This is a genomic window from Candidatus Purcelliella pentastirinorum (assembly GCF_003391335.1).
Classification (GTDB): domain Bacteria; phylum Pseudomonadota; class Gammaproteobacteria; order Enterobacterales; family Enterobacteriaceae; genus Purcelliella; species Purcelliella pentastirinorum.
The window spans coordinates 39449-53784 of sequence record NZ_CP028374.1 but is presented as its reverse complement, the minus strand read 5'-3'; the positions used below and the strand labels follow the sequence as shown (position 1 = coordinate 53784).

The following is a 14336-nucleotide window of genomic DNA, read 5'->3' as shown; positions in this document are numbered from 1 at the left end:
AAATTTAAAAATATATTAATTAATAATATTGAAATTTATTTAAATTATACTAAACATTAAGTTATATATCAAGATATTAAAAATAAATATAATAATTTAATTTATTAAAATAAATTAAATTATTATTAATAACATTTAAATATAAAATTAGACGTTATTTAATGATATTTTTATTATTTTATAATCATTATTATTTTATTTTTTTAATAAAAATAAACTATAATTTATTATTATAAAATAAATATATTAAAAAATAATATATTTTAATTAAAAATTATATTAAAAAAAATAATATTTTGATAAAATTTTAAAATTATGATGTATTTAAAAAATAAATAAATAAATATAAAACAAATTATTTAATATTATTTAAATTTTAAATATTAAAATTAATATGTTATAATATTAAAAAATTTTATAATAAAAATATTTTTTAATTCATTAAAATAAAAAATGTAATTTTATATCGAATATTATTTAATTTAATGAATATTAATAATTTATTAGAATATAAAAATTTTATTTTTAATTTTATCAGGGAGAACATATGAATACAATTGATGAAATTAAGGATCAAATAGCAAATAATCCAATCATATTATATATGAAAGGTACCCCTGAATTTCCTAATTGTGGTTTTTCAGCACAAGCTGTAGAAATATTATCTATTTGTAATCAACAATATGCTTATATAGATATTTTAAAATTCCCATTAATTAGAAAAGAATTACCTAAATATGCTAATTGGCCTACCTTTCCTCAATTATGGATAAATGGAGAATTAATAGGAGGGTGTGATATAATTGTAGAAATGTTTAAAAGTGGTAAGTTGCAAATTTTATTAAATAGTATTTCTTCTAAAAAAAATAATAAAAATAATATTAATAATAAATAATTAATTGTTAAATATTTAAAATATTTTTTTTTCTTTTTACTACAGGTGAAGACCATCCTCCTAATTCTTTCCATTTATTTATGATAATGCAAAATAAATTTGCAGTTTGTATTGTATCATAAACAGCAGAATGAGCTTTTTTATTATCAAAAATTAAACCTAAAGCTTCGCATGCTTTTGCTAATACGGTTTCACCTACTGCTAACCCACTTAGAGTTGCTGTATCAAATGTAGTAAATGGATGAAATGGATTGTTTTTGATAAATGATCTTGCAGCTGCAGCCATAATAAAACTATGATCAAATGTTACGTTGTGTCCCACAATTATTGCTTTACTACATTTATTTAAATCTAATTTCTTATTAATAATTTTAAATATTGTTTCTATTGCATTTATTTCTTGTATAGCTTTCCTTGAAGGATTCATAGGATCTATACCATTAAAAGCAAGTGCGGATGGTTTAATAATAGAACCTTTAAATGGTTTAATATTAAAATGTAAAATTTCGTCTTTTTTTAACCATCCGTTTATATTCATTTTTAGTGTAATCAATCCTATTTCTAATATTGCGTCAGTAAATGGATCAAAACCTGCTGTTTCTACATCAATTACTACAGGATAAAAATTACGAAAACGATCTTTTATAAAATTTTTATTAATATAATACATATTATATCCAAAATAACATATATAATGTTATTATTTATTTTTTAAAATAGATTAAATTAAAATTTTATCTATTTAATTAAAATATTTTTTTAATTTTATTAATATATTATCAAAAAATATTAAATTAACTAATTTTTATTTAATTATATCTGATATATGATCTTTTATGAATTTTTCGGTAGTATCAACAATAGTTTGTATATTATTATCTATTTCAATATTAACAATATCATCTACTTTTTTATGTAAAAAAATAGTACGTTTTAATGTATCTGGTATTAAAGACACACAAAAACTATTGGATTTTAATTCAGAAATAGTTAAACTTACACCATCAATAGAAATAAAATTTTTTATAAATATGTATTTCATAAAGTAAATATTATTAAGTTTTAAATATAATTTAAAGTTATCTAAATTATATTTTATATTAATGATTTTTGCTGTACATATAACATGTCCTGAAACTAAATGTCCACTAATTCCATCTTGTAATGTTAAAGGTGTTTCAATATTTATTGAATCACCTATATTTAAATTCTTAAAATTAGTTTTGTTAAATGTTTCATTAATTATATCAAAACTTATATAATTTTTATTCATTTTAACTATACTTAAACAACAACCATTACTAGAAATGGATGATCCTAATGATAAATTTTTAATAATATTATTAGGAAAATAAAAAGTATACGTTCTATAATTATTTTTTATTTCAATTGATGAGAGCTTAGCTGTACCTTGCACTATACCATTAAACATTTTTACCTCAATAATATTTAATTAATTTTAATATTTGATAGAATATTTTTTTACTAAAATAATAAATTTAATTTTATCATTATAGTTATGGTATTATTAATATTATCTGATATAAATAAAACTATATTATGTTTGCATTACATAAATATATCTTTGAAACAAAAAAATTATTAATTATTGCTATACCTGTTATATTAACACAAATTACACAAACAGCTATGAGTTTTGTAGATACGATCATGACAGGTGCAGCAAGCAGTATTGATATGGCTGTTATTGCTGTAGGAAGTTCAATTTGGTTTCCAACAATTTTATTTGGTCATGGGTTATTACTATCTTTAACTCCTGTTATAGCTCAATTACATGGAGCTAATAAAAATAATAATATATTCAATAAATATATAAATCAAGCATATTGGTTAGCAATTTTTACTTCATGTTTAATAATGTTGATTTTATGGAATAGTTATTATTTAATAAAAATAATGCATAATATTAATATTTTATTAAAAATAAAAGTAATTAAATATTTAAGAACCTTATTATGGGGTGTTCCAGGATATTTATTTTATCAAGTAATGAGAAATCAATATGAAGGACAATCTCGTACAAAACCAGTAATGATAATTAGTTTTATTGGGTTAATTTTTAATATAATTATAAATTATATTTTTATATATGGTAATTTTGGCATGCCAGCAATGGGATGTATAGGTTGTGGAATTGCAACATCTTCTGTTTATTGGATTATGTTTTTGATAATATTAATATGGTTTTATTATAATCGTGGAATTAAAAATATTAAAAAAATTTTTAATAAATTACCTAATATTAAAATTTTATTGGATTTAATTAAATTAGGTTTGCCAATTGCATTTTCTTTAATGTTTGAGGTTAGTTTATTTGCTATTGTAGCTATTTTATTGTCCCCTTTGGGGATTGTAGAAGTATCTGGTCATCAAATTGCTTTAAATTTTAGTTCTTTGTTATTTGTTTTACCTTTTTCCATTGGTATTGCTTCAACTATAAGAATAGGATATAATATTGGTAGGAATAAAATTAACGAGGTTTTTATTACTGGTTATTGTGCTCATATAATTGGAATTATTTTAGCTTTATTTACAGCAAGTTTTAGTATTTTTTTTAGAAATAAAATTGTTTTTTTATATAGTAATAATTTAAAAATTATCAAATTAGCAACTAAATTAATATTGTTTTCTGCAATATATCAATTTCCTGATGCTATACAAGCAATCGGAAGTGGAATTTTAAGAGGTTATAAAGATACAAAAACAATTTTATTTATAACATTTTTTGCTTATTGGATTGTTGGATTACCTATAGGATATATTTTTGCTTTAACTGATATAATTTTTCCTGCTATGGGTCCAGTTGGTTTTTGGTATGGGTTTATTATTGGATTGAGTATTGCAGCTATTATGATATTTTTACGTATAATAAAATTACAAAGATTACCGAATGAAATAATAAGATTAAGTTCAAAAAATTAAATTATAAATTTAAAGTAAATAAAATTTATATTTTTAAAATAATTTTATATATTATGAAATAAATTATTAAATTATTGCATCTGTAGCTCAAATGGTTAGAGTACTACTATGACATGGTAGTGGTTAGTGGTTCAAGTCCACTCAGATGCATATTAAATAATATTTTAAAATAATTAAATAAATTTTTAATTAAAAACAATGTATAGATTTAGGTATTCCAGCTATTTTACTTGCTTGTGTTATTATTCCTTTAGGGTATAACATAAATAAGTAAACACTATTTTTAACTGTTGTATTTAATTTAAATGATATTGACTTTACAATAATGCGAGTTTTTGGTAATATTTTGTAAACAGAATAAAATTCTCTTATAAAATATATAATTTTCCAATGATCTTCATTTAATAAAATATTTTCTTTTTTTGCTATTTCATGGGCTATTTTTTTATCCCAATCATAAAAATTTTTTAAATGTCCAGAATAATCAAATTTCATAAATTTTTTATTTAATAATATAAAAAATAGTATTATCTTTAATATATACTAAATCATATTATTTTAAAAATAGCTATAGATGATTATTAAAATTTAATAAAACCCATATAAATTTAAGAAAAAATACTTAATAAATATTAATAATAATATAAAATATTTATATTTTTTATAAAATAATATCTTATTGATATTAATATAAATAAATTTAATTTTCAAAATTTAATAGGTAAATAATTATGAATAAACTTGTTGTGTTCAGTGCTATACAACCTTCAGGAATATTAACAATAGGAAATTATATCGGTGCAATACAACAATGGATAAAAATGCAAGATAAATATGATTGTATATATTCTATAGTTGATTTGCACACTATTACAGTAAAACAAGATCCTTTTACATTACAAAAAAATATATTAAATACTATTGCTATATATTTAGCATGTGGTATAGATCCTAAAAAAAGTATAATATTTATACAATCTCATGTTCCAGCTCATGTACAACTTAGTTGGATACTTAATTGTTATGTTTATTTTAATGAATTAAAAAGAATGACTCAATTCAAAAAAAAAAAAGAAAATAAAAAGAGTAAATTAAATAATGGATTATTTACATACCCAGTATTGATGGCATCTGATATACTATTGTATAAAACTGATATAGTTCCTGTTGGTAAAGATCAAAAACAACATTTAGAATTAAGTTGTACTTTAGCTAAAAGATTTAATAATATATATGGTGATTTATTTAAAATACCTAAATCATATATTATAAAAAATAAATCAAATATATTGTCTTTGTCAAATATTGAAAAAAAAATGTCTAAATCTGATACTAATAAAAATAGTTTTATCTCTTTGTTAGATAAAAAAGAAATAATAAAAATAAAAATAAAAAAAGCTATTACTGATTCAGATAATCCACCTACTATTCATTATGATCCAAAATATAAAAAAGGCATTTCTAATTTACTTATTATTTTATCTAGTATGTCAGAAAAAAATCTTTTTTATTTAGAAAAAAAATTTAGGGGTGAAACATATAATTCGTTAAAAAATGAAGTTATAGATATTTTAATAAAAAAATTATTTATTTTACAAGAAAAATATTTTTATTATATAAATAACTATAAATATTTAATGGATATTGTCCATGATGGAGCAGAAAAAGCTAAAATACGTGCTAATAATACGTTAAAAGAAATATATAACAAAATTGGTTTTCTTTAAAATTTAAAATTAATAATTTTTATATAATTTAATAAAATAAGATAAAATAGATAAAATAAATACAATAAAATAAAGAATATTTGACATAATTAATGATGAATATAAACTAATTTTTTCTATGATAAAATTACTTATAATAAATGTTAACATAGTACCTATTGTTCCAAAAGTTAAAATTATATTTATATTATTAAAATTATTAATTTTATTATTTAATGATGCAATAGTAATTATAATCATATAAATACCACTAGAAAAAAAACCTAAACCTATAATATTTAAATTAAGATATAATAAAATAGTACTTTTTATAAAACAAAACATAAAAATTGTAGATATTCCAGTCATAAATATAAAAATTTTCTGTAAAGTTATATATTTTGATAATAGACTAAATACCCATATACCACACATATAATAAAACCAAAAATTACTTATTAGCTTTCCTGAATACATTATATTTAAATTTAAATATTTATTCATATATTGAGGAACCCAACTTATAAAAGTTAATTGTGCAAAAATATAAAACATGGCTGATATAGACAATAATAAAGTATCTATTTTGAATATTTTATTAATTTTTAATTTATTATAATTATCAATTTTTATAATAGGAAATGTTACATTAATGGTTAATATTACTATTAATAAATATATAATATTTATTATAAAATATATCCAATACCAACAAATATTTTGTTTTAATATATTTATAGAAATTATAGGAAATAATATACCAGATAAGCTAAAAAACGAATCAGTTATCATTAAATAATAACCTCGTTTTTTAAATTCATACAAATTTATTATTAAAAAGGTACAATTAGATATTGTTGTACCAGCAATTATTCCCAGTATAAACATACAAAAAGAAAATAGTTTTATATTATGATTATTTATTAAAAATATTATAATTAATAAAATAGAGAAAAAATTAACTACAAATTGTTTTTTAAATGAAATAATTTTTATCAACCAAAAATTTAAAAAAATAGATATTAAGATACCTAAATTTAGAAAAGTAAAACTAGTGCTTATTTTCAATATAGGTAATTTAAAATATTTAGAAATACTTTCCATTATTATACCGTTTACAATTATTAAAGCACCAACAAATGCATAGGATAAATAACAAATCCAGGTTATCATGATACGATTAAAATTGGTCATAATTTCAATATAATTTTATAAATTAAATAAACATTTAAATTAAATATAAAAAAAATTAAATATTAATAAAAGATTAAATTATCTTTAAATTTATAATATGACTTTAAATATATGATTTTAAATAAAATCATAAATAATATTTTATATAGCAAAATAATAAATAAAATTTTATTAATAAAGGACATTATAATGCAAAAAATTAAAAAAAATAAAAGAAAAAGATATTTTACTAAAAAAAAAATGGTTAAGTTCACATGATATAGGATATAAAAAAACAATTAATAATCGTCAATTACAAATGATAGCTATTGGAGGATCAATTGGTTCTGGATTATTTTTAGGAACTGGAAACGAATTACAACAAACTGGTCCATCATCAATATTTATTTATTTGATTTGTGGTATTTTTTCTTTTTTTATTTTAAGCTCCTTGGGAGAATTAATATTACACAGAGTATCTAGTAGTAATTTTGTATCTTATGCAAGAGAATTTTTTGGTGAAAAAGCATCTTATATTACAGGATGGATGTATTTTATCAATTGGGCTATGACAGGTATTGTGGATATCACTGCAATTTCTATATATATGCAATATTGGACTATATTTTCTCATATATCTCAATGGATATTTTCATTAATAACATTATTTATTATAAGTATAATGAATATGTTAACAGTAAAGTGGTTTGCTGAATTAGAGTTTTATTTTATTATAATCAAGGTATTGGCTATAATAATTTTTATATTATGTAGAATATTTTTTATAATTATTGGTAACACATTACAAGGATTTATTCCTGGATATCATCTTTTATTAGATCAAGGTGGTATCTTCCCTCTGGGTATTATTAGATCTATCGCTGTAACTCAAAGTATTATTTTTTCATTTTCATCAATAGAATTAATAGGCACAGCAGCAGGATAATGTAAAAATTGTAATACAATTTTACCTAAAGCAATAGATAGTATAACATGGTGTATAGGTATATTTTATATTGGTTCTATAATAATATTATTATTACTAATACCTTGGTGTAAATATCATTCCAATCAAAGTTCTTTTGTTACAGTTTTCTTAAGTTTAAAAATTCCATATGCAGATAGCATTATGAATATTGTAGTATTAACAGCAGCTTTATCAAGTTTAAATTACGGTTTATATTTAACTGGTAGAATTTTACGTTCAATGTCTATGGGAGGGTCGGCACCAAAATATATGAATAAAATAAATGATAATGGTATTCCTTATGCTGGTATATTAACTACTATTAGTATATATTTTATAGGTGTAATATTTAATTATTATATACCATCAATAATTTTTAATATAGCATTAAATATTGCATCATTGGGTATTTTATCATCTTGGATATTTATTATATTATGTCAAATAAAATTAAGATCTAAAATAAACAAAGTAAAAGAAAATAAAATTTATTTTAGACTTACAGGTTCGCCATACACTTCATGGATGACATTATTTTTTTAATATTTGTTCTTGTTATTATGATATTCGATTATCCAAATGGTACTTATGCTATTGCATCTATACCATTTATTTGTATATTATTAATTATAGGTTGGTTTTTTATAAAAAAAACAAATAAAATTTATAAAAAAATATTTTAATTAATTATATTATTTTAAAAATAATATTAAGAAAAAAATAGAGAGTTATGTAATGAAAAAAATAGGAATATTTTTTGGTACAAATACTGGTAATACAAAAAAAGTAGCAAAACAAATTAAAAAACAATTTAAAAAAAATAAATTTAAAGTTAAATTATACAATATATCTAAAAGTAAAAAGAAAGATATTGAATCATTTAATATTTTAATATTTGGTATATCTACATGGTATTATGGTGAAGTTCAATTTGATTGGGATAATTTTTTACCATATTTAAAAAAAATTGATTTCTTTAATAAAAAAATCGCTATTTTTGGTTGTGGAGATCAAGAAGATTATACAGAATATTTTTGTGATGCTATGAGAATAATATATAATATCATTAAAAAAAATAATGGTTGTATTGTTGGTAATTGGTCTATAAAAAATTATAATTTTAAAAAATCTAGATCATTAATTAATTCAAAAGAATTTTTAGGTTTAGTTATAGATGAAGATCGTCAGTCACATTTAACTAAAAAACGTGTGTATAATTGGAGTAAAAGCTTGTTAAAATATTTTAACGAATAAAATAATAATTTTAATTTTTATATAAGTTTTAATTTATAATTTAAATAAAATTATTTTAAATTTATATATTAAAATTAAAAATTATAAATTTAATATATATTTTAAATCTAAATATTTTTTATGAATAAAAATTTTAAAAAAAATAATTTTACTTTTCAAAAAATAATTTATTTATTACAACAATATTGGTCTGAACATGGATGTCATATTTATCAAGCTATAGATATAGAAGTAGGAGCAGGAACTTCTCATCCTCTAACTTGTTTAAAAGCTTTAGGTACTAATCCTTTTTCTGCAGTTTATGTACAACCATCAAGACGTCCCAATGATGGTAGATACGGTATGAAAAATAATCGATTGCAACATTATTATCAATTACAAGTTATAATTAAACCATCACCCAGAAATTTTCAAGATTTATACATTAATTCATTAAAATTTTTAAAAATAGATTTAAAAAACAATGATTTACGTTTTATAGAAGATAATTGGGAAAATCCTACATTAGGTGCATGTGGAATAGGTTGGGAAATTTGGTTAAATGGTATGGAAATATCACAGTTTACTTATTTTCAACAAGTCGGTTGTATTAATTGTAAACCTATTACGGGTGAAATAACATACGGTTTGGAACGTATTGCTATGCATGTCCAGGAAATTGAAAATATTTATGACATAATTTGGGATAATAATAAATTTAATAAAATAACATATGGTGAAATTTTTAAAAAAAATGAATTTGAATATTCTATATATAATTTTGAATATTCAAATATTGATTTTTTAATAAATATTTTTAATCAATATGAAAAAGAAATTAATCGTTTATTAAAAAAAAACAAATTATTAATTTATCCAATATATGAAAATATATTAAAAATAATACATGTATTTAATTTATTAGATGCACGTAATGTGATTTCAGTAATAGAAAGACAAAATTATATTTTATGTATAAGAAATCTAATGAAAATATTAACAAATAGATTTTATTTATCAATAAATAAATAAAATTTCAATTGGAATTATTATTATATGAAAAAAGGTATATTTGTAATAGAAATAGGAACAGAAGAACTACCTTATAAACAATTAAAAGTAATTTCCAACGAACTTTATATTAATTTTATAAGGGAATTAGATGAATTTAGTTTTATCTATAAAAAAATAAATAATTATTATTCATCTCGCAGAATATCTTTAAAAATATATAATTTAAAATTTAAAAAAAATATAAATAAAACATATTTATTAAATAATCTTAAAATATTTAATAAATATATAGTTAAAATAAATCAAAATAATTATAATATTAATGTAAAAAATAATAGTAATCAATTAATAAAATATAAAAAGTATATAAAAAAAATACTAGCAATTTTAGTAAATAAAATATTGCATAAAATGCAAAAAAAAACATATATGAGATGGGGAAATACAAATAATAGATTTCTTCGTCCAGTACATTCTTTATTAATAATGTTAGATAAAAAAATAATAAATATTGATATTTTTGGTATAAAATCTTCTAGATCAACATTTGGACATAGATTTATGGGTAAACAAAATATAATTCTTAAACATGCTGATGAATATCCTGAAATTTTATTTAATAAAGGAAAAGTAATAGTAAAAAATAAAAAAAGAAAAGAAAAAATAAAAAACATGATTGTAAATAAAATTAATAAAATTAATGGGAAAATTAAGTCAGAAAATAAATTAATAAATGAAATTGCTTCATTAACAGAATGGCCTATAGTTTTAATTGGATCATTTAAAAAAAAATATCTTCATATACCTAAAGAAATATTAATTTACGTTATGAGAAATTTATATAAATTTATTCCTATATATAACAATAATAATATATTAGTACCTTATTTTATTTTTATAATAAATATAGAAATAAAAAAATATAAAAAAATAATAAAAGAACATGAAATTGTTTTATGCAATCGTTTTAAAGATATTGAATTTTTAATAAATCAAGATTATAAAAATTCATTAGAATTCTATTATTTATCTTTAAATAATATCTTATTTCATGAAAAATTAGGTACCATGTTAGAAAAAACAAAAAGAATAAAAAATATATCTCTTAAAATAGCAAAAATAATAAATGTTGACATAACAAACATTAAACGTGCGGCAATGTTATCTAAATGTGATTTATTAACAAGAATGGTATTTGAATTTCCTGATATGCAGGGTATTATAGGTATGTATCATGCATTAAAAGATAATGAAAATAAAAATATTGCTCTTTCTTTAAAAGAACAATATTATCCCAGTTTATTTGTAAAAAAAATACCATCTAATCATATATCATTGTTATTAGCTATAGCAGATAAAATAGATAATTTAGTTGGAATGATTGGTATAAATATATACCCTAAGGGGGGTAATGATCCATTTGGATTAAGAAGATCAGCTATAAGTATAATAAAAATAATTTTACATAACAAATTGTTGATTGATGTAAAAAAAATAATAGAAGAAAATAAATTATTATTTAATCATAATTTGTTTAACTTAAATGTGACTAATGATGTATTTAATTTTTTATTAAAAAGAATGATTAATTTGTATAATAAAGAAGGTCATAATAAAAATTATATAAATGCAATTTTTTATAAAAATGATAAATTTTTTATTGATATTGATAAAAAAATTTCCGTAATATCATATTTTTATAAATCAAATATTTTAAATAAACTAATTTTAACAAGTAAAAGAATATTTAAATTTCTATTAAAATCTAATGAAAAAATAAATAAAAAAATTAATAAAAAAAATTTACAAAATGAATATGAAATATTACTTGTAAATAACTTATATATATCAAAAAAAAAAATTGAAAAACTATTACAAAAAAAAGATTATAAAAGTATAATAATAGAATTATCTTCTTTAAATTACATAGTTGAAAATTATTTAAAAAATACTATGATAAACGATCCAATAAAGATAATAAGAATTAATAGATTAACAATTCTTAAGAAATTATTGAAATTATTCTCTTGTATATGTGATTTATCTTTGCTCAATATTAAATAAATTTTGTTATGTTAAATTAATAAGTTATAATTTTAAATATCCAATTCAATCCAAATTGGCGCATGATCTGAAGGTCTATTCATATTTCTTATATAATAATCAATACCAGTATTATGGTAATACCGAATTAATGGTTTGCTAATTAATATATAATCAATTCTTAATCCTTTATTTTTTAAAAATCCATAAGATCTGTAATCAAACCAAGAAAAACTAAAATAATTATTTATATTTTTAAATCTCCATGCATCTATAAATCCCCAATCAAATATTTTTTGCATCCATGATCTTTCTTCAGGTAAAAAAGAACATTTACCTCTTTTTAACCATAATAAACGATTTTTTTCACCTATTCCTATATCATTATTAGTCATACTTATATTCATATCTCCCATGATAATAATTAATTCTTTTGGATTAATCATTCTTTTTAAAAAAATATATAAATTTAGAAAAAAAGCTGATTTATTATTAAATTTAATATAATTATTGCGATTTTCACCTTGAGGTGCATATATATTTATTAAAGTAATATTTCCTATATATGTTGAAATTTTTATTGTAATGATTCTACATTCATTATTTTCTTTGTAATTTGGAAAATCATTTAAAACATAAAAAGGACATATTTTACTTAAAAATGCCACTCCACAATATCCCTTTTTACCATAATAATAAGCTTTATATCCTAATTTAAATATATCATCTACAGGAAATAAATTATTATCTACTCTGGTTTCTTGTAAAGCTATAATTTCTGGATTATGTTTTTTTATAATTTCTTTTATTTGATGCAACCTAATTCTAATACTGTTAATATTAAAAGATAAAAATTTCATTTTATAAGTTTTATTATTTTATTTATGTAGTGTTTAAAACATAAATACAATAATATACTATATAAAATAATAAACAGAAATATTATAAGTTTAAAATGATTAAAAATACTTTTTTATTTTACGATTATGAAACTTTTGGTATAAATCCTAGTTTGGATAAACCAGCACAATTTGCAGCTATTCGTACAGATTTTGATTTTAATATTATTGATAAACCTAAAATTTATTATTGTAAATTACCTGATGATTATTTGCCAAATCCGGAATCCGTATTAACTCATAAAATATCTCCTCAAAAAGCTAATTTATTAGGAGTTTCTGAATCAAAATTTGCAAAATTAATATATAAGTTATTTTTAAAAAAAAAAAATTGTATAATAGGATATAATAATATAAAATTTGATGATTTTTTTACTCGTAACATTTTTTATCGTAATTTTTTCCATCCATATATGTGGAGTTGGTATAATGGTAATAATAATTGGGATTTAATAAATATTATTCGTAGTTGTTATTTATTATGTCCTAAAAATATAAAATGGCCGTACAAAAAAAATGGAATTCCTAGTTTTCGCTTGGAAGATTTTGTGAAAATAAACAAATATAAAAATATAGATTCACATGATGCAATGTCTGACGTATATGCTACTATATTGATAATAAAATCAATTAAAAAAAAGAAACCTAAATTCTTCAATTTTTTATTTAATAATAGAAAAAAAAATCAATTATTATCTTTAATAAAAAAAAATAAAAATATACCATTTATATATATTTCTAATATTTTTGATGTAAAAAAAAACATTATAAATATAATTTTACCTATTAAGATTTACAAAAAAAATGTACTTGTTGCACTTAATATAATGAAAGATATTTCATTATTTCTAAATAATAATATAAATGATAAAGAAAAATATTTATTTAATAAAAATAAAAAATCATCCATAATAGAAATTTATCTAAATAAATGTCCAATAATTATACCAATAAATTTATTAAATGAAATTTCTTGTAAAAGATTAAAAATAAATAAAAAAAAATATATGAAAAATATTGATTTTATAAAAAAATATAAGATTCATAAAAAAATAAAAAATATTTATGATTATCATAAAATAAATGATTTTAAATATAAAGATAATATAGATTGTCAATTATATAAAAGGTTTTTTACAAATAAAGATTATCAATTAATGGAAATAATTAGAAAAACAAATGTTAATAAATTAAAATTAATTGATTTAGATAAATACGATGAAAGATTTAAAAATTTACTATTTCGTTATAGAGCTCGTAATTTTTATTATACATTAAATAACACTGAAAAAAAAAAATGGGATAAACATAAAAAAAAATATTTTAATTTTCCTTATATAAAAAATTATTTAATAAAAATAAAAAAATTACATTTATATTATAAAAATAATTTAAATAATCAAAAATTATTAAAAAAAATATATAGTTATACTAAGTATTTAATTAATTTAATTAATTGAAAT

Annotated in this window: 12 protein-coding genes, 1 tRNA gene and 1 pseudogene; 9 read left to right on the top strand and 5 right to left on the bottom strand. The window is 18.7% G+C overall.

Annotated elements, in window-relative coordinates:
* The first annotated feature begins 547 nt into the window (after positions 1-547).
* Positions 548-895, top strand: a complete 348-nt coding sequence (grxD, locus tag C9I82_RS00265; RefSeq protein WP_115955869.1) for a Grx4 family monothiol glutaredoxin — start codon at positions 548-550, stop codon at positions 893-895.
* Positions 896-902: 7 nt separating this feature from the next.
* Here grxD and rnt read toward each other — a convergent pair whose 3' ends face one another.
* Both rnt and C9I82_RS00255 read right to left on the bottom strand, forming a co-directional pair.
* Complete coding sequence (gene rnt, locus C9I82_RS00260) at positions 903-1565, bottom strand: ribonuclease T (RefSeq protein ID WP_115955868.1); 663 nt, start codon at positions 1563-1565, stop codon at positions 903-905.
* 135 nt (positions 1566-1700) lie between these two features.
* Positions 1701-2327 carry a riboflavin synthase subunit alpha gene (locus C9I82_RS00255; RefSeq protein WP_115955867.1) on the bottom strand — a complete coding sequence of 209 codons (627 nt, stop codon included), beginning with the start codon at positions 2325-2327 and terminating at the stop codon, positions 1701-1703.
* Between the two features lie 128 nt (positions 2328-2455).
* On the opposite strand from C9I82_RS00255, the gene C9I82_RS00250 reads away from it, so the two are divergent.
* A complete protein-coding gene (locus C9I82_RS00250; RefSeq protein WP_115955866.1) occupies positions 2456-3838 on the top strand; it encodes an MATE family efflux transporter in 1383 nt (460 codons plus the stop codon).
* A 76-nt stretch (positions 3839-3914) separates the two neighbouring features.
* Positions 3915-3988, top strand: a tRNA-Val gene (locus tag C9I82_RS00245).
* Between the two features lie 39 nt (positions 3989-4027).
* Here C9I82_RS00245 and C9I82_RS00240 read toward each other — a convergent pair.
* Complete coding sequence (locus tag C9I82_RS00240) at positions 4028-4333, bottom strand: TusE/DsrC/DsvC family sulfur relay protein (RefSeq protein ID WP_115955865.1); 306 nt, start codon at positions 4331-4333, stop codon at positions 4028-4030.
* Between the two features lie 236 nt (positions 4334-4569).
* Between C9I82_RS00240 and trpS the strand changes: the two genes are divergently transcribed.
* Entirely contained in the window at positions 4570-5565 is a 996-nt protein-coding gene (gene trpS / locus C9I82_RS00235; RefSeq protein ID WP_115955864.1) for a tryptophan--tRNA ligase, read from the top strand.
* A gap of 9 nt (positions 5566-5574) precedes the next feature.
* Here trpS and tsgA read toward each other — a convergent pair whose 3' ends face one another.
* Positions 5575-6738, bottom strand: coding sequence for an MFS transporter TsgA (tsgA, locus tag C9I82_RS00230; protein ID WP_115955863.1), 1164 nt, complete (start codon positions 6736-6738; stop codon positions 5575-5577).
* Between the two features lie 277 nt (positions 6739-7015).
* On the opposite strand from tsgA, the pseudogene C9I82_RS00225 reads away from it, so the two are divergent.
* The 4 genes and pseudogenes from C9I82_RS00225 (at position 7016) to glyS (ending at position 11995) form a co-directional block, all read left to right on the top strand.
* Positions 7016-8367 (top strand): annotated as a pseudogene (locus C9I82_RS00225) (amino acid permease).
* A 52-nt stretch (positions 8368-8419) separates the two neighbouring features.
* Complete coding sequence (gene fldA, locus C9I82_RS00220; RefSeq protein ID WP_115955862.1) at positions 8420-8938, top strand: flavodoxin FldA; 519 nt, start codon at positions 8420-8422, stop codon at positions 8936-8938.
* Positions 8939-9058: 120 nt separating this feature from the next.
* The gene (glyQ, locus tag C9I82_RS00215; protein WP_115955861.1) at positions 9059-9949 is read left to right on the top strand and encodes a glycine--tRNA ligase subunit alpha; all 891 of its coding nucleotides are present in this window, start codon (positions 9059-9061) and stop codon (positions 9947-9949) included.
* Positions 9950-9973: 24 nt separating this feature from the next.
* Positions 9974-11995, top strand: a complete 2022-nt coding sequence (gene glyS, locus C9I82_RS00210; protein WP_115955860.1) for a glycine--tRNA ligase subunit beta — start codon at positions 9974-9976, stop codon at positions 11993-11995.
* A gap of 32 nt (positions 11996-12027) precedes the next feature.
* Here the strand turns inward: glyS and xthA are convergent, their stop codons facing one another.
* On the bottom strand, positions 12028-12834 hold the full coding sequence (gene xthA / locus C9I82_RS00205) for an exodeoxyribonuclease III (protein WP_115955859.1): 807 nt from the start codon (positions 12832-12834) through the stop codon (positions 12028-12030).
* A gap of 95 nt (positions 12835-12929) precedes the next feature.
* Between xthA and sbcB the strand changes: the two genes are divergently transcribed.
* Positions 12930-14333, top strand: coding sequence for an exodeoxyribonuclease I (sbcB, locus tag C9I82_RS00200; RefSeq protein ID WP_115955858.1), 1404 nt, complete (start codon positions 12930-12932; stop codon positions 14331-14333).
* The last annotated feature ends 3 nt before the right edge of the window (positions 14334-14336 follow it).